Source organism: Alloprevotella sp. oral taxon 473 str. F0040, assembly GCF_000318095.2.
GTDB lineage: Bacteria > Bacteroidota > Bacteroidia > Bacteroidales > Bacteroidaceae > Alloprevotella.
This window is the reverse complement of record NZ_KB290710.1, coordinates 200,014-217,604: the sequence shown is the minus strand read 5'-3', so window position 1 is coordinate 217,604 and position 17,591 is coordinate 200,014. Positions and strand designations below refer to the sequence as shown.

At 48.2% G+C, this 17,591-nt stretch carries 13 protein-coding genes; 9 read left to right on the top strand and 4 right to left on the bottom strand.

The features are described 5' to 3' along the window. Positions 1-25: 25 nt before the first annotated feature. The 5 genes from HMPREF9999_RS02420 (at position 26) to rpmA (ending at position 7,013) form a co-directional block, all read left to right on the top strand. Positions 26-1,444, top strand: coding sequence for a hypothetical protein (locus HMPREF9999_RS02420; protein ID WP_044062957.1), 1,419 nt, complete (start codon positions 26-28; stop codon positions 1,442-1,444). 193 nt (positions 1,445-1,637) lie between these two features. Beyond that, positions 1,638-4,010 carry a hypothetical protein gene (locus HMPREF9999_RS02415; RefSeq protein ID WP_044062956.1) on the top strand — a complete coding sequence of 791 codons (2,373 nt, stop codon included), beginning with the start codon at positions 1,638-1,640 and terminating at the stop codon, positions 4,008-4,010. Between the two features lie 3 nt (positions 4,011-4,013). Continuing rightward, positions 4,014-5,828, top strand: coding sequence for a hypothetical protein (locus tag HMPREF9999_RS02410; protein WP_009436714.1), 1,815 nt, complete (start codon positions 4,014-4,016; stop codon positions 5,826-5,828). Positions 5,829-6,411: 583 nt separating this feature from the next. Beyond that, the gene (rplU, locus tag HMPREF9999_RS02405) at positions 6,412-6,729 is read left to right on the top strand and encodes a 50S ribosomal protein L21 (RefSeq protein ID WP_009436713.1); all 318 of its coding nucleotides are present in this window, start codon (positions 6,412-6,414) and stop codon (positions 6,727-6,729) included. A 20-nt stretch (positions 6,730-6,749) separates the two neighbouring features. Further along, positions 6,750-7,013, top strand: a complete 264-nt coding sequence (gene rpmA / locus HMPREF9999_RS02400; RefSeq protein ID WP_009436712.1) for a 50S ribosomal protein L27 — start codon at positions 6,750-6,752, stop codon at positions 7,011-7,013. A 659-nt stretch (positions 7,014-7,672) separates the two neighbouring features. Here the strand turns inward: rpmA and HMPREF9999_RS02395 are convergent. From HMPREF9999_RS02395 to HMPREF9999_RS02380, 4 genes are all read right to left on the bottom strand, one after another. Continuing rightward, positions 7,673-8,161, bottom strand: coding sequence for a Dps family protein (locus HMPREF9999_RS02395; RefSeq protein WP_009436710.1), 489 nt, complete (start codon positions 8,159-8,161; stop codon positions 7,673-7,675). Positions 8,162-8,441: 280 nt separating this feature from the next. Next, positions 8,442-9,017 carry a hypothetical protein gene (locus HMPREF9999_RS02390; RefSeq protein WP_009436709.1) on the bottom strand — a complete coding sequence of 192 codons (576 nt, stop codon included), beginning with the start codon at positions 9,015-9,017 and terminating at the stop codon, positions 8,442-8,444. Positions 9,018-9,035: 18 nt separating this feature from the next. Next, entirely contained in the window at positions 9,036-10,226 is a 1,191-nt protein-coding gene (locus tag HMPREF9999_RS02385) for a MalY/PatB family protein (protein ID WP_009436708.1), read from the bottom strand. Positions 10,227-10,360: 134 nt separating this feature from the next. Continuing rightward, positions 10,361-11,644 carry a hypothetical protein gene (locus tag HMPREF9999_RS02380; protein ID WP_009436707.1) on the bottom strand — a complete coding sequence of 428 codons (1,284 nt, stop codon included), beginning with the start codon at positions 11,642-11,644 and terminating at the stop codon, positions 10,361-10,363. A 235-nt stretch (positions 11,645-11,879) separates the two neighbouring features. On the opposite strand from HMPREF9999_RS02380, the gene HMPREF9999_RS02375 reads away from it, so the two are divergent. The 4 genes from HMPREF9999_RS02375 to HMPREF9999_RS02360 all read left to right on the top strand — a co-directional run bounded on the left by HMPREF9999_RS02375 (position 11,880) and on the right by HMPREF9999_RS02360 (position 17,395). After that, on the top strand, positions 11,880-12,632 hold the full coding sequence (locus tag HMPREF9999_RS02375; protein ID WP_044062993.1) for a polyprenol monophosphomannose synthase: 753 nt from the start codon (positions 11,880-11,882) through the stop codon (positions 12,630-12,632). Between the two features lie 136 nt (positions 12,633-12,768). Continuing rightward, positions 12,769-14,112, top strand: coding sequence for a dihydroorotase (locus HMPREF9999_RS02370; protein ID WP_009436703.1), 1,344 nt, complete (start codon positions 12,769-12,771; stop codon positions 14,110-14,112). 36 nt (positions 14,113-14,148) lie between these two features. Beyond that, positions 14,149-14,907 (top strand): lysophospholipid acyltransferase family protein, encoded by a 759-nt coding sequence (locus tag HMPREF9999_RS02365; protein ID WP_009436702.1) that lies wholly within the window; start codon positions 14,149-14,151, stop codon positions 14,905-14,907. Between the two features lie 205 nt (positions 14,908-15,112). Then, a complete protein-coding gene (locus HMPREF9999_RS02360) occupies positions 15,113-17,395 on the top strand; it encodes a ComEC/Rec2 family competence protein (RefSeq protein WP_044062954.1) in 2,283 nt (760 codons plus the stop codon). The last annotated feature ends 196 nt before the right edge of the window (positions 17,396-17,591 follow it).

Sequence of the window (17,591 nt, the reverse complement as noted above, 5' to 3'; positions counted from 1 at the left end):
TCTTTCAATATTCTTTCTATTCTTCATGCTACTGCTCTCTACATGGAGCTGTCAACAGCACTTTGACGAAGAAATGGTTAATGACGAACCTACGTTTGTGAGTTTTTCAACGCGGGCACAAGGCAACACACCCTCTATCAATGCTGATGTTCAAGACTATGAAGATGCGGTGCTCCGTGTACGCCTGATCATCTGTCAGTCTGGAACAGGGGCAGTAGTATACAACGCGCTGCACGCCGTAAACGATTTGACCAACTACCACCGAGAAATCGAAATAAAGAAAGGAAGTTACGATTGCTATATCATTGCCAATGAGACCGCCAGTATGACCTCAGCCCTAGCATCTGTGACTTTTCAAGATGCGCTGTGGCAACTGCCTGCTCTCTCTCAGATACCCATCCCCACTCTAAGCGAGTCTATCTCTAGCACCCTAGGGATGCCTATGGTGGCACATGTGCAAGCCAACGTCACGGCAGCGCACACTAAGGGTCATGCACTCCGTCTTGATGCAATGCTCATCAGAACCTTGGCAAAGATGACCCTCAAGATGCAACGCTCGCTCAAGAACGGTAGTCCCACTGACAATTCGGCTAACCTCATCATAAAGAACATCAAACTGATCAACGTTCCTACCACTTATTCACTGTTCCCACCCAAGACAGCTTATAGTAGTGCCCTATCTGCTCCAGTTGAACTCACAGGAAAAGTGTCGCCCATAGGATCTGAACTACTAGAACGCAAGCTCTACATTCCCGAATACCTCTGCGCTAACACCGCAGGTGCCGACAAGACTCCTCGTGTTGAGTTTACTTATGGTAAGCATGGCATTGAACGTCAATCTGTGCTCAACATAGATCAAATCAACTTTCCTTCTACCCTCCCTCATTTTACATTGATGGCCAATAGTGGAAGTCTGTCAAAAAACAGTATTGTCCGTAACACCCACTACGTAGCTGATGTTCAGATGGACGGATGGGACGAAGAAGCCTTGAGATTAAATTGGAAGGTACTTCCTTGGAACAAAAAATCTTCTGTAAAGCAATTTGCTCCCGTCAGTCTCGAAAGTCCCGCAGGCCCAGATCCACAATTAGGAGTAAAACAAAGTGCTATTGATGCGAAGGTTATCTCTATTGACGCCAATGAGGCAAACCGCATGACTCTACGCTTCAAAATTAGAAAGCCAGAGGGCGCAGTATGGCGTTTCAATCTGACCAATCATTTAGATTTCCGTTTCACCCAACTAGAAAACAGTTATGGCATCGCCAGTGACGAAGAAATCCAACTCACTATAGAGACCACGAAGCCTTGGAACGGCTACATACGCACCACCGAACTCTATCTTACCATCAATGGCAAAGAAGTACAAATTGTTAAAGATCTCATAGACAAAGGAGAGAAACGCGTCGGTCCAACCTTCCGCTACTTAATTCGCCAAACTAGCTAGAGCCTACGAGCTATTGCGCTCCTATTCACGAAACATTAGCTTCCTAGCAGACTTCGCTTTACGCTGTTCTCTTCGAGTCATCCTACTCTAGAAATCCATATTTCGTCAAACCAGTTGCATCAAATATATGCTCCACGTCAAATACACCTTTAGGAAACCTTTTGTCCTTATGGTCTCGTTGCTATTTATGCTTATGACTAGCAGCTGCACCCAAGACTGGTTGCCCCACAATGAAGTGTCATTCGATACCGAGAATGCTTACGCACTCTCGTTCCGATTTTCCGTACTCACACCTCAAACACGTGCAAGCGAAACAGAGGCAGCCAACAAATATGATCCGCTCAATGAGAATGCCATCAACAACATGGTGGTCATTCTTTTCGAGAATGGCAACTTTCTTGGCTTACACTCCACCGTCAAAGGCGATCTCGTGCTTTTCCCCACTTCAAGCACTCACTATGCCGACCCATCAGGTAAGGACAAGGCTGATGCTGTGGAAGGCATAGCGCGACTCTTTGCCCCCAAAAATACGCCCACTAACCCTTATCAGAATAAATCGTTGCACCTGGTAGTCATAGCCAACTATCATGGTGACATTGAACAGCTCAGTGGTGTCTCTCTCAGCGATCTCAAGACTCGCATGATGGATGTAGCCAATAATCTCGGCAACCAAGATGACCCCACAGCCAAACAGAATGACTTCTTGATGGATGCCGAAGCCGAAACAGGGCAACTCAGCTGGTCAATCAACAACGAAATCGCTCTTTCATCCCCCATCTTGCTTCAACGCGCAGCATCCAAGATTCGTTTGCGCCTCAAATCTCCTCTAGCACTCAAGGATGCCAACGGCAAGCCCTTACAAATCCTCGGTAATCCCCAAGTTGCACTAGTCAACGGCGTTAACAATAGCCGCTTATTGGCCAACGAAATGCAAGCCCTCTCCACACGCACCTATGTCAATGGAGGACAAACGTCTTTTCAAAACCTCTATCAACGCACCTATGATGGGCAAAACTTTTTCGCTCGTCAAGTGCCTTTCTATGTCTATGCCAATGACTGGAGCAATGACGTTTACTCTCGCACGTTCCTTTTAGTAAAACTCCACTTAAAAGACGTGGCCAATAAGGAATTTGATAGCTACTACAACGTCCCTATCAACTATCTTGTGCCCCCTCGCAACACTCCAGCTGCAGAGCGCGAAAATTATGCACGCGTTCAGCGCAATTGTGTCTACGACATCACTTGCGACATCAAAGAAGTAGGAAGCAAAGACCCCGAGAATCCCACCGACGTTAACGCAGGAATTGCCATAGAACAATGGACCACTCCCAAAGCTATAGATGGAAATATCGCCCTCGCTCACTACCTTTTGGTTAAAGAGCCTCGTCCAGAAATGCTTGCTGAGAAAGAACTTGATATTCAGTACCTATCTGACTTACCGCTTAACCCCACTGTTTTGAACCAAATCAAGACAGCTTTCACTGCCTACACTCAATGGGGTGACGAAGACCCTCACACGGGCAACAATGAGAATAAAGAAATAAAAGTTACCACACGTGAGCGAGACGGCAAACACTACATCCACGTAGAAAGCCCTGTCCCCATCAACTATGTGCCACAAACCATTGAATTTACGGCACAACACATCAACTCTGGGTCTGGAACTCCGCTGAAGCAGCACATCAAAATCACACAATATCCTCCCATCTATGTGACGGCTAAAAAGTCGAAGGGAAATCCTATTTATTGGTATTCTGATTTTACCTTCTGGTTCAATACTGGTTTCTATATTGATTCAGATGGTACGACCAAATATGGTAAAGCTGGTGCTGGCTATCAAAGAAACAGTACGCTCTACACCGTGCACGTTATTGCCGCACAAGAGGACATGATTGTGGGTGACCCCACTTTAGGAGCAGCCAACCAACAAACTGGAAAATCAGAAGAAGCCAACAAAATTGTCTCTCCCGAATTTATGATTGCTTCCCAATGGGGGTTAAGTGTTCCAGTTGACCAGTATCTCGATATCCCCTCCATACCTAAAGGCTGGGTAAAAAGTGCTCACAACTATTATAATCTTAAGGACTTTTCCCCATTAGATGGCCATGGCAATAAACTTTTTCCCAATGACAACTTCATAGTCGGCGCACAAGATGCGTATGGGCGCTACTATTATTCCACCTACCGCTATAGAAACTATGAAGTGGCTGCTGACCATGCCATAAACTACTGGGAAGATGATTATGGGGTAACTGAAACCAAACAGATATATGGGCAAGATGTTCAAGGATACCAGGACTGGTATAACACTCACCCCAAATATCTCAGTTTCAATCATAATGCCCATTGGCGCATCCCCTCTTTGGCTGAGCTGAAGCTCATCAATAAAATTCAAAAAGATCGCAATAGTGCTGTCAAAGCCCTCCTCTTCGGAAAATCCTACTGGTCTGCCCAAGAAAATATCGCCTATTCTTTCGTAGAAGACCAGAATATTGATGTTACGAAAAGAGGTTTACCCACGTACTATTTCTCCGTACGTCCCGTATTCGACACCTACAAATACTAGCTTATGCGACTGATTCATCATATTCTCGTTTTGCTTGCAGCCAGTATCTTCACGGCATGCAGCCAAGACTTTTTAGCTGAGCCACAACGCACAGAGCCTCTAGCTGCCCAAGGTGACACCATTGAATTAACCGGTGCCATAAGTGGGCCAGTCATGAGCCTTCAAACTAGAGGTATTGCTCAGGTGACCAACCTCACTCTCCTTGTGTTTGATGAGCATCATCGCTATCTCTATCGCGCAAAAGCAGAACTTGTGGGCACACCTCGCATCATAGGCGGAGGAATGACCAATCTTCCAGCTCAGGGTAATCCTGCCCAGGAGAACAAAAGTCTCAACTTTAAAGTCACACTCATTAGCGCAGAAACTCCGCGCTATGTGCATTTTGTCGCAAACTATGATTTTCCAGCTAATTTCCCCGATGACTATGCACTTCGTGGAGCAGATGAAGGGGAAGTTATGCCGATGCTCATAGACCAATCTATTGAATTGGTATCCTATTGGCGTTCTTTTAGGTTTGATCATCTCCGCCCCAACACGTTTAATAACCACGTCTTTCGTTTAATTCGCAATGAAGCTCGTGTAAAGTTGGTGATAGAACCGGAAAGCGACTTTGAGCTGTATGGGTTCAACCTCTACAATGCTCCTGATCGTGGAAGTGTAGCTCCCTATTATTCCAAAGATAAATTGGAGCCCACAGATCCCAATACCGCCTATCGTGACGTGCTTTATAGCTTCCCCACAGTTCCCTCTCGCCCTACCCTGTTGCCTAATACTCAAATCCGACAAGTAGGCGATGTATTGACCAATAAAGAAAGCCTCAACACTTTTGAGTATAGCAACTCTGAAGCTCCACGCGATAAGCAGGTGAGTATCATCATGTATGGTAAACGAAAAAATGCTGCTCGACCAGGTTATTACAAAATCGACCTCAAGCATGACCTAGAAGATGAGAGTAACAACTTTATAGGTTCGGAGCCTTACGATGTAGTGCGCAACTACGAATATACGGTGAAAGTTTCCTCAGTGGCAACGGATGGTTATACCACCTACAATCAAGCTGCGTTAAGCCCTGCAGGTAACAACCTCTTCTCCTCTGTTGAACTGCAAGACTTCCCAGAAGTGACTGATGGAAAATACAAATTGAATGTCACCAACACAGAAGCGATCATCATCGAACCTAGAACTTTCCAGTCCCAAATCTTCTATACAGGAGACCAAGCGACACTCGAGAAGGAGCGCATCTATGTCAATCGCAAGCCAGTGGCCACAGCACTCAATAGCGATGAGTTCATAGAAACAGCAAGCTTCGATCAAGACACCCATAGTCTCAAGGTCAAAATTAAGAAGATTCCCACAGAAGGTGAGAAAATCTACAAATTTGTGGTCATAGCCGACAATGGTGACACGCGCAATCGTTCCATCATCCAGCGCACCATCACGCTCACCCTACGCCGTCGCTACGATTTTAGAGCATCACTCAATGAGGGTGCAGGGGCAAATAGTGCCACCAATTTGCAAGGAGAGCGCGTTGATTTGAAATTCAATGTGCCAGGCACCATTCCAAACAATCTTTTCCCCTATGAGATTATCATTAAAGCAGTAGATTTAACCCCCTATGTGGATACTACGACCAACGATCGTCTCAAGGTATTTACAAAGGATGGCAATCTATATTACAAATATGTAGTGCGCACCCTACCAGTTAATGGACAAAGTTATCAACAAACCTTGCATTTCAAGCGGACGGTTAGCCATACTCCAGTGTCACTAGAGCTTTCCTCCTCTCTCTTCAACACACAAACAATCAATTTGCCCTAGAATCCAGGGCTTGATGCAAGATATGCTCTATTAGTGCTCGCCTGGGAACCTCCTGGGCGAGCATTGCATTTCACCTTGTTGACAGCCAACTTAGTGAAGAAGCAGGGACTTGCCTTCGAGAATGAAGTAAAGAGCAGAACGATATACTAAAGCCTCAGCTAGCATTATCTACCTGTATCTCAAATCATCATCAGGACAATACACTAGAGCGGCCCCCAATAATCCCCAAAAAGTCATTAGAACGTAATAGTGCTACTCGTTATTGAAATGATGGTTTCTTGTCATCTTTCGTTTTCATGTTACCACTTTGTTTACCATTCGTTCTCGACCTAGCCCGCTACGCTTTTGAGTCAACCAGGGAAAAGATACCAACAACCAACTAAAATCCATTCAGACTCTAATGACCTTTTAGGGATAAGCAGGGGAAAAGCAGGAAATCAGCAGATTTTCTACACTTTAGCACGTAGAATCCAAAAATAATTCGTATCTTTGCAGCCGATTATAGAGTCCGATGGGGCAGACGAAGCGAGCAAAAGTGCTCCGCCTCCCGGAAAAATCCGTTTAAATACATCATTCAACCACAATGTACGCAATCGTAGAGATTAACGGTCATCAGTTCAAGGTGGAAGCAGGCAAGAAGCTCTTCGTAGACCACCTCGCAGGCGCAGAAAGCGGCGCAACTGTTGAATTTGACAAGGTGCTTCTTCTCGACAACGAAGGCCAAGTCACTGTAGGCGTCCCCACCGTATCAGGCGCAAAAGTAGTAGCTGAAGTAGTTTCTCCCCTCGTAAAGGGTGACAAGGTGCTCATCTTCCACAAGAAGCGTCGCAAGGGCTATCGCAAGCTCAACGGCTATCGCCATCAATTCACTGAACTTTCCATCAAGGAAGTAAAAGCTTAAACCCCTAAACATATCAGACAATGGCACACAAAAAAGGTGTAGGTAGTTCTAAGAACGGCCGTGAATCGGCATCACAACGTCTTGGTGTTAAAATCTGGGGCGGACAATCTTGCATCGCTGGCAACATCATCGTTCGCCAACGCGGTACAGTTCACTATCCTGGCAAGAACGTAGGCATGGGCTCTGACCACACGCTCTTCGCTCTCGCTGATGGCGTAGTTACCTTTAAGCGTGGTCAACGCGACCGCAGCGTGGTTTCTGTAGAACCTAAGGCTGAAGCGTAACTCTCGCTCTGGATTACATCCAACAAACAAAAGGCTCTTTTCTTCGAGGAAAGAGCCTTTTCTTTTTATATAGATTACAGCTCACATGAGATTCGCCCTACTCTTGCCTCGCATTATCGACCAGTTATGGCTCACATTGCCAGGGCTTATTAACCTCCCAAAGGTCATTAAAACATAAAAGTGCTGCTCGTTATTGAGAAGATAGTTTCCTCTCTCCTTTCATTATCTTGTAGGTATCTTGTCTCTCGTTTTTTACGTTGCCCACTACGCCATCGAGCTAACAATAAACAATCTGCTCAACAATCCTATAAATCTGTTCGGGCACAAATAACCTTTTGAAGTTAAGGCCTACAAGAGCACGATTCTGGAGCATATGAGCCACGCTTCCAACTAAAAAGTCGGAGAAATGCGAAAAGTTCTCCGACTTTTTCCTAAAACTCTCGGAGATATGTCTGAAAAACTCCGAGATATTCACTGCAATTCTCCTAGAGATTGCTTCAACATACGGATCAAACACGAGAAACTCTTGGTGCACAAAAATAAGGGACAGCCAGCGTATATGCTGGTTGTCCCTTTCTCACTTCCTAATTCGCTGTATGAAACAGCTCTCAACTTGCGCTGAGGGTAAACGCCATTTGGTCTTTAAAGGCCAATAGTGTTTATTTATTGCAATCCTTAGCGAGTGTTGCAGTAAGCATCCACACGAGCTTTTCTTGCTCACGGAGGAAGTCACTCATCAAAGCATTGCTAGATTCGTCGCCAGCCTCATCAGCAGCTGCCATGACAACACGTTCTTGTGCCATGATAGTCTTCAGCATTTCTAGGACATGAGTGAGGCATTCTTGACCACAGTGTACCACATCGAGCTCCTTGAGTTGAGCTACTTGAAGATACTTGCTGGGGCGATGCTCAGGAGTCACATCGAGTTGGAGGAGGCGTTCTGCGATTTCGTCGGCCTTTTCAGCAGCGTCATCATAAAGACGTTCAAATTCAGCGTGAAGGGCGTAGAAGTTAGAGCCTTGCACATTCCAGTGGAAGTTGCGGAGGTTGGCATAATACACTTGGAAGTCTGCGAGGAGAACTGCAAGAGCTTCGGCTACGGGCTGCACCTTGGCAGCATCGAGACCTGTGTAGTTAAGATTTTTCATATCGATATGTTATGTTTATGGATTTCATTAAAAGAGAAATCAGGGAGAAAGGAACGCCATGTCCTTTGGTTTATCCCTTGATTACGATGCAAAGTTACGGGCTTTTTTTAGAGTCTGCAACAGATACGCCCTTCTTTAACATAGAAAAAAGCTATAATATCACATTATCCATCAGGATGTCAACACTTTACTGCTATTTCAACCACAGAAAAAGCATCTGAGTGAGCGTATGGTCATTTAAAGCTCGCAACATGCACAACAGACATTCTGTGTCTTACGCCTACTTCATGTCCATTTTTTCAAACTTGTAGCCCAAACGGTGGAGCTGAAGGGCGATACCCAGACGATACATCACATGAAGTGTGCGTACATAGGTGTGAAAAGCCATAGGACTTTGAGGTTCAATGCCTTCACGGCGCAAAGCTGCATGTGCTGCCTCGGCACAGGTGCGCACCAATTGGTGAAGCTGCGCACGCTCCTCTGCATCGGTGATGGCTAGCACATGGTCTAACACATAGTCATCGAGGGCATCAAACCCTTGTGCTAGCAAAGCGGGATAGAGGGCGTGAGGGTCTTCGGTGGCTACACTCCAATCACTATCCCAACGCTGGGCTATGGCCAAACCCACAAACCCCATCCACCCAATGGCTACCGTGGGATATTTCGCTATTTCAGGCACAGCATCTCCAAGATAGGGCGTGCAAACCTCTGGCCACACGGCTTCAAAGTCGGGTGTTTCGAGTAGCTGCCCTGAGAGGGCTCGCGCTGCGGTGCAAAGACGAAGCAGTTGCTGGGTGAGTTGCTCCTCAAAGCGATCAAGAAATTCGGAGGGAGCTTGGATATTTTCAGGAGTCATGAAGGAGAAATGAAGAGTTTAGGATTGAGTAGAAGGAAGCTTTGCCACAGCCTCAGCCAGTTGTTTGAGGGCTTGCTCCAGCACCTTACGAGGCACTCCCACATTGAGGCGCATAAAACCTTCACCCCCTGCGCCAAACATCTCGCCATCGTTGAGAGCCAAATGCGCCTCATCGACAAAGAGGTGGTTGAGTTCGTCGTGAGAAAGTTCAAGCGCACGACAATCCAGCCAGATGAGGAAGGAGGCTTCGGGCCGCTGAGCTATGATGCCTGGGATGTGCTCTTGGCAATAGTCGACCACGAAGTCGATGTTGCCCTCGATGTAGCGCAACATTTCCTTGCGCCACTCTGCTCCATGCCGATAGGCAGCGATGGCTACTGTAGGAGAAAACATGGGCGGGCAGTCAATCTCATTGGCCACGAGCCAAGTGAAGAAGCGTTCGCGCAGTTCCTTGTTGGGAACTACCGTCCAGCTGCTCACCACTCCAGCACAGTTAAAGGTCTTGGTGGGCGCACCAAAGGTGATGCTATTGTTGCGCGCAGCTTCTGACACCGAAGCAAAAGGCACATGCTTAGCCGAATAGAGGGCGATGTCGGCGTGGATTTCGTCGCTCACCACGAGAATGTTGTGCTCAGCACAGAAGTCTGCGAGACGTTGCAGGGTCTCTTTAGGCCAGCATCGCCCACTAGGATTATGAGGATTGCAGAGCACTAGCATCTTTGCCCCTTCTGCCACCGTAGCGAGTTGGTCGAAGTCCATATCATAGCGGCCATCTTCCATTCTGATCAAAGGGTTGTCCACGATGACACGGCCATTGCCCTCAATGACATGCTTAAACATGTGATAGACGGGTGGCTGCGTGATGATGAGATCTCCAGGTTTGGTGAACACTTGAAGGGCAAATCCGAGTCCACGGATGACTCCTGGCACAAAAGAAATCCATTCTTTCTGGATGTCCCATCCATGAAGCTGGCGTTGCCAGTCAATGAGAGCTGGCCAATAGTCTTCGTCAATGCAAGTGTAACCCAAGATGGGGTGTTCGAGTCGTGCTCGGAGAGCATCGAGGATAAAAGGAGGTGTGGCAAAATCCATGTCGGCCACCCAAAGCGGTATGAGGTCTGTGCGTCCATAGAGCATCTGCAAGGCTCTGAGTTTGGAACAGTTGGTACCTTTTCTACAAATAACGTTGTCGAAACTATAGTGCTTCATGATATAATGGATATAGGAAATACAGGATTTTTATGGTGAGGAACGATACACGGCCCTCAGGAAATATAAGAGATGGCTACTTAATTGAAGAGAGTGGTAGGTGTCATGTTCTATCCACCGCTATTTGCGCACGCCTAAATCGAGAAGGGAGTGGCGGCACGATGGAAGGCTTGCACCTGGGGATAGGACTCTACATGCTGCGCAAAATAGGAAGAAATCGCTGCCAACACGCGCGGTGCATCATAGGCAATGAAGTCACAATAGGCGGTCTGGGCATGATGGGCAAAGGCACTAGCTCCAAATCCTCCTCCTACAAAGTGAACTGCAAATGCCTCTCCTAAACTATGCTGAACTGCTTCGGCCAAATGGGCATTGAAAGCACGAACCTGCTGCTCTAGGTCGTCTTGTGATGAGAAAACATCCGTGTTGTAGGCCACAAAACCACAGAAACTTCCACTGAGTCGCTGGAGATTGAACACAAAATTTTCATCTTGCAGATACTCCACCATAAGCATCGCTTGCGTTGTCCACCCTGAATTGACTTGAATGTGGGCTTCGTAGACGGCAGTTTCTGGAGGCAAGGTGGTGCTATAGGTGCGTTCAAGAGCAAGAAGTTGATTTATCGTGCTCTGAGAGGGTTCTTCGGGATAATGTTCTCGCACAAAAGCCTCCCACTGTGGCAGTTCTATGTCCCAACCTTGCGGCAGATGAGGGCGAAGTAGGCACAACAAAGTGTAGAGAATATGGAGATTTTGCACCACTCCATCGAGGGCCATTTGAAGGGCCACATGATTTTCCGTCCATACCGCCGTGAAACGCACTTGATAGAGCAAAGGGCGCGCCACTTTATAGAGCAACTGTGTCTGCTCTTGCTCGGCCACTGCACGGCGGTGCTGGGCGAGTTTTGAAGTTTGGTCTGACAAGGCCGCTATTTCTCGAGCCAAATCTGCGACTGGCTGGGCGATGCTTTGCAAAGCCTCTCCCATCTGCTGACAGCGATCCACAAAAGTGCCCAAACGGTGATGCTGCTGGCTGATAGACTCTAGACATTGCCGCTCGAGCAGCTCAGCTTTAGGATGCTGAAAGGCGGGTACGACTTCCTCAAAATAGGCAGCAAGAAAGAGCAGAGCTTCAGATTCACGATCAAGATGCGCCAGGGCATAGGCATAATAATAATAGAGGTGCACAAAACGCTCCACTTGCTCATCCATCATGTAGTGCATGCAATTGAGCGCACGTGAGTAGCGCGCTGTGTCGTGCCCATTATCCCTGGCCAATCGGAGGAGGGTGTGGACATAAATTTCCCACATGCGTGGTGAAAATTTGTCAACAGGAAGTCCTCCCAGCGTACGTTCGACGGCTAGGTAGTCGTGATCGGCAAACCAATCTTCGAGTTGCTGGAGCAAAGTCTTGATCATGTGGGGGTGTGTCGAGGGAAAGAAGCGCAGTCATAGCGGTCTGCGAGACAGAGTCGATGAACAGCTGTGCTGCGAAAGCGCAGCCTTTCTTTCCATCGAAACGATAAGAAGTAGGTCTTCTCATGCAAAATTACAATTATCTCCTCATAAATTCAAAATATATCAGTAGATAATTTTGCAAATCGAGGGGCAAATGCTACTTTTGCAGATAGAACACATCATACAAATAGCCACAATGCAGAAGAACGATGCCGTTGTAATTATCCCCACCTACAACGAAAAAGAAAATATCGAAGCCATCCTCCGTGCTGTCACGGGCCTGGAAGAACATGGATTTGACGTATTGGTCATCGACGATGGTAGCCCTGATGGGACTGCTGCCATCGTGAAAAATCTCATGGAAGGCGACCTCAAGGATCGCGTGCATCTAGTGGAACGTCAAGGCAAACTGGGGCTTGGCACTGCCTACATCGCTGGATTCAAATGGGCTCTCGAACACGGCTACGAGTATATCTTCGAGATGGATGCCGACTTTAGTCATGATCCCAAAGACCTGCCTCGACTCTACAACGCTTGTGCAGTGGAGGGCTATGACTTAGCCATTGGCAGCCGTTACATCTCGGGGGTGAATGTGGTGAACTGGCCCATGGGACGTGTGTTGATGAGCTATTTTGCCTCAAAATATGTACGTTTCGTCACAGGCATTCCTGTCAACGACACCACAGCTGGCTTCAAATGCTACAAACGCCGTGTGCTTGAAGCCATCGACTTCGACAAAATCCGCTTCAAAGGCTATGCGTTCCAGATTGAACTGAAATTTACGGCCTATAAGTTGGGCTTCCGCATCAAAGAGGTACCCGTGATTTTTGTGAATCGCCAACTCGGTGTGAGCAAAATGAGCGGTGGCATCTTCGGCGAAGCACTCTTTGGAGTGATGCGTCTGCGCTGGGCTGCGCTCACCAGACAAATCAAATCTAAGCAAGCTTAAAACAAAACGCGCATATCATCTGCGCTATACACCTTAGGAGTGCGCAGGATCTTCGACAGAAGACGGCGCACTCCTTCTCTATGTTCTCATTTTTCCCTCATTGTCTGCTTCATGCAGACTCTCTCTCCCCTAAGACATGCACAGCAGAACGCTCATTAAAAACGCTATCCTCGTCAACGAAGGACAGCAATCTATCGGAAGTTTGGTCATTGATGGCGACCGCATCGAAGAAGTGCTCTTCGGACTGGATGCGAAGCCTCAGCTTCCTCCCGACACCGTGATAGACGCCGAAGGTTGCTACTTACTTCCTGGCGTTATCGACGAACATGTTCATTTTCGCGATCCAGGTCTCACCGCCAAAGGTGACTTCTACACCGAAAGTCGTGCCGCAGCTGCAGGTGGTGTGACCACGGTCATTGACATGCCCAACACTGTGCCTCCCACGGTGACTAAGGAGCGTTTGTTGCAGAAAATTGAGATTGCACAGCAACAGAGTCTTGTCAACTTTGGTTTTTTCCTTGGAGCCACTCCCGACAATGCCGCACGCCTCAGAGAAGTGAATCCACGTCTTGTGGCTGGTATTAAGCTCTTCATGGGTAGCAGCACTGGTGAATTGCAAGTGGAAGACCAACCTACTCTCCGCACCATCTTCGAACAGAGTCGTTTGCCCATCATGGTGCATTGTGAAGATACGCCTATGATTGTGGCCAACATGAAGGCTTACAAAAAGAAATATGGCCAAGACCCTCACGTGCGCTACCACCCCGAGATTCGTCCTGCCGAGGCTTGTGTGAAGAGCACTCAAGAAGCGATTGCGCTAGCGAGAGAATTTAATGTTAAACTCCACGTGGCTCATATCACTACAGTGGCAGAATTGGATTTATTCGATCCCAACGACAAACAGATTACTGCTGAAGCTTGCTTGCCCCACTTGATATTTGCCAGTGAAGACTACGAACGTCTGGGAGCTCGCATCAAGTGCAACCCTGCTGTGAAATACGACACTGACCGCGCGGCTATCCGCGCTGCGCTCACCGACGGCCGCATCCGCACCATCGGCACAGACCATGCCCCTCACCGCATCTCCGACAAGATTGGTGGAGCAGCAAAAGCCACTAGTGGCATGCCCTTTGTGCAGTTCTCGCTAGTGTCTATGCTCGAACTCGTGGATGAGGGAGTATTGCCCATCGAGCGCATGGTAGAACTCATGTGTCACAACCCTGCACGTGTGTTTGGCATCGAAAACCGTGGCTTCCTACGTCAAGGTTATATGGCAGACTTGGTGCTTGTGAAGCCCCATTCTCCTTGGACATTGACTCCCAACCGCATCGAATCGAAGTGCAATTGGAGCCCCATGGAGGGACACACCTTCAACTGGCGCGTGATGCGTACCTTTGTCAATGGACATCTGGTCTACAACAAAGGAGTCATCACCAACGAAAACCTTCGTGGCCGCATGATCACCTATATGCCTCGATAGTTCTATTGTGACCACCAGCAGCTGTATCCCACTCTTATGACTTTTCTCTATCGCCTCTATCAGCTTTTCATCTTTTTCCCGCTGTTCATCGTCGTCACCATCCTCGTGGCTCTCACCACCGCCTTAGGGTGCATGGTGGGACTGTCGCGCTGGTTTGCGTTCGGCCCCAGTCGTTTTTGGGGATGGTTCACCATTCGCTTCCTCTTTCTTCCCGTCAAGGTGGAAGGGAGAGAGCATCTTCAGCGCGGACAGAGCTACATCTTTGCAGCCAATCACCAAGGTGCTTTCGACATTTTCCTTCTCTCAGGCTTTCTCGGTCGCGAGTTTAAGTGGATGATGAAAGCAAGTCTGCGCAAAGTTCCCTTTGTGGGCTTTGCCTGTGAAAAAGCTGGCTTCATTTTTGTGGATAAATCTAGTCGAAAAGCTGTGGCCAAGACCATGGACGATGCCCGACAGCGGTTGGTAGGCGGCACTTCTTTGGCCGTCTTCCCCGAAGGTGCCCGCACTTTCACAGGACACATGGGTATTTTTCGCAGAGGTGCGTTCCAGTTGGCCGACGAACTCCAATTGCCAGTTGTGCCAATCACCATCGATGGAAGTTTTGATGTGATGCCACGCATGCGCGACTTTCGTTTTGCCCACTGGCATCGTTTGCGTTTAGTGATTCACCCTCCTATCGTCCCTTTGAGCCAGGGAGCAGACAACATCAAACGAACACTCGAAGAGAGTTATCGCATCATTATGGATGGTCTCCCCGAGCATCATCAAGGTTTTGTGCAGAATGACGATCAATAGTCTCATTGCTCTGCCCCTAATCTAGACACCTCCCTTCATTTCCTTAGGAGCAACGTGCTTAGCCTTCAAGTCTTCGCGCAAGAAGGCTATAGGCAAGACCTATTTAGGTCAGAGGCAACCTCTGATTATAAAAGCTCTTCCCATCTACTGTTAGGGTGAAAATTTCAAGCCTCCGAGGAACTTGTTCTCTTGCTCTCACTTCACTATGAAATCTACTCCCCTTCTCCGTCTGCTTATCCCACTCTGTGTAGGCATCGGAATGGGGGATTTTGCGTTTTCGTGGCTGTTGCCTTACGAAAAATCGTTGTATCTCCTTGGTGGAGTCGTCTTTCTCTGCTCCATCTTAGCATTGTTTCGCCGCACAACAGGATTATGGCTCACGTTGCTCTCCTCCACCCTCCTATTTAGTCTGGGACTTCTTCTCATTGTCCACCAACAGCGCGAACGCATCACCGACTATCCCCAAACGGCCTTTACGTTTCGCGGTGTCGTCACCGATGTGCCTCATCGCACTCCACGCGGCTGGCGCATCTGCTTGAGGATGCAAGCCCCCATCGTGGGAGAGAAGTGGCAAGTGTTTCTCACCGACAGCACAATGCTCCAAGAAAGCCCCTCTTCTCTACGACCTAACGCCCCAGTCCCGCCACAAAAACGACCCTCCGCACCTCAAATTGGGCAAGTTATTCTTGCACATGGGCGCGTCACCGCCTTATATTCCAAAGAAGGACGCGTGAAAAATCGCTATTCTGCTTACCTCTTGCGCCAAAACATTGTTGCCACTGCCCACTGCTTCCCCAATGAGTGGAAAACTATCGGGAAGGGCGGCACACATACTGCGACAGTCTCTCCAGATCTGACCTTGCACGAACGCCTGCTGCGCCAACGTGAACTATGGATGGAGCAATATCAGCACCACCTTCCTCCACACAGTGCAGCTGTGCTCTCAGCCATGACTCTGGCACACCGAGAACTACTAGATCGCGACACCAAAATGCGGTATAGTCAAGGCGGAGCTAGTCACATTCTAGCTCTTTCGGGACTTCATCTCTCCATCCTCTTTGGCGCATTCACCCTCGTTTTAGGAACGATAGCTCGACGTTTCGGCCGAACTCTCCACCTCCTCACCATCGGATTAGGCCTAGTGCTGATGTGGAGCTTTGCCGCCTTTGTGGGGTTTCCCATCTCTCTCGTACGCGCCACGCTGATGCTCACCCTTGCTCAAGTGTTTACGTGGGGAAATCATCGTCCTGGCGCATGGCACGGCCTTGTTTTGTCCATGACTCTCATGTTATGCTATGCCCCAGACTGGTTGTTCGACGTGGGTTTTCAACTCTCGTGCGCCGCAGTAGCAGGCATCCTGCTCTTCGCTCCCATTTTTCCAGTGCCGCAAGGGCTGCAACCACTAAGCAAGCGTGCTTCGGAACTCATCAATCGCCGTCCCACCTCTTCGCCTATGCGATTTCTCATGAGCATCGGCCGATATTTCTATCTTCTTTTCATAGTTTCTCTCTCAGCTCAACTAGCCACAGCACCTCTTGTGGCTTATCATTTTCATCAAGTCGCATGGGGTGGTCTCTTCTCTAGCCTTTTTGTTATCCCAGCAGCCTATTTGCTGCTCTGCGGTGGGATGATTTTCTTGCTTATCTCCCCACTCCGCGGAGTCCTCGCTCCATGGCTCACAGACCTCATCAGTCTCATGGAACAAGGTTTAGCCTTTTTCTCCAAAGATTGTTTTGCGCCCATTCCGCTATATCCCAGCGCACTCACCACAGCCTTGAGCCTATTTGCTCTCCTCGGCTTAGTTAGATTGTTATCCCCTCCCCCATCCCAACGACTCTCCATAGGTCGATCCACGCTGCTCGCCACTGGCTGCTTGCTTCTCCCAATGTTGTCCTATCAAATGGATCGTTATTCTACGCGTCCCCAAGCTGCCCTCTACATCTATCCCACATCGGGCGTAACAACTTTGCACGCTACATCACCAGATGGTCACTCTTGGCTTCTGGCTTCCGACACACTCCGCGCACAAGCAGCTCTCCGACAGACGGCTCACGAAGAGTGGGAACCACAAGGTCTGACAGTGGAGTGGATTCCAATGTCAGTGCTCAACGATTCTACAACATATCATCAGAAAAAAGGCTCGATTGTAGGGCATTCCTCCCAGCCCTCTGGCATTTCTGCCTCTACCACTGCACCCTTATTCGCTCCTCACTGCCTCATCTATGGGCAACAACGCATTGCTATCGTAGATAGCCCCTTGTCTCGTGCCTTTCCTCAGCATCCGCTTTCGGTAGACGTGCTACTAGTGGGGCATGATGTGCACCGTCCTCTCTCACATCTATTAGCCTACTATCGTCCTAAAGTGCTGGTACTCTCCGCTGCAATGACCGACTTCTACCGCAGGCAATATCTGTTGGATGCAGCACGATTGCGACTCCCTTGTTATGATTTGCAGCAAGAACCGACGTTCACCCTACTCTTCCATTAGGCTACAAAATTTTTACGCATGTTGCTTCTCTGCATCAACGCATCTATATACAAGGATAAAATGCGTGATTTCACGCCAGCCTTTATGTGATAACAGATGATAAATAGATTAAGACGTTTGGCAGTTCTAGACAGATTAACTAAATTTGCCTTATTACTTTTGTGTCGTATCGTACAACTCACATCTTGCATCGACA